This is a genomic window from Nocardia cyriacigeorgica (genome assembly GCF_010858045.1).
GTDB lineage: Bacteria > Actinomycetota > Actinomycetes > Mycobacteriales > Mycobacteriaceae > Nocardia > Nocardia cyriacigeorgica_E.
Genome location: NZ_JAAGVC010000188.1, coordinates 1 through 347, shown reverse-complemented (window position 1 = coordinate 347; position 347 = coordinate 1). Strand labels below are relative to the sequence as shown.

Annotated in this window: 1 protein-coding gene; it reads left to right on the top strand. The window is 66.3% G+C overall.

The genetic code is table 11. The annotated features are described in order from the left end of the window. On the top strand, positions 1-347 hold a 347-nt coding region (locus GV790_RS29300), incomplete at both ends, for a DUF4913 domain-containing protein (RefSeq protein ID WP_163818060.1).

Sequence of the window (347 nt, the reverse complement as noted above, 5' to 3'; positions counted from 1 at the left end):
GCCTGCAAGCGCGGGCCGAACAGGAGGCCGCTGAGGCGTTGGCGCCGCCGGCCGAGGAGGAGCCCGAGGAGGAACCGCAGACCAGGTTCGAGAACGTCGAGGAGTTCGTCGACGAGTACGTGGTGCAGCTCTACATGCGTGAGGTGAGTGCTCAGCGCAGCGAGGACACCTACCGGTGGTGCCCACGCTGGTGGGATCACCCCGAGGTGCTGGCTCGGTTCGAGGCGCTGTGGTGTGCGTTCGAGCACCTGCGCAACGGCGGAACTACCGAGCAGTCGGAGTTCTGGCTGTACCACTTCGACCCGCACATGGCCCAGATCCTCTCGACGCAGGGCCCGTTCAAACAC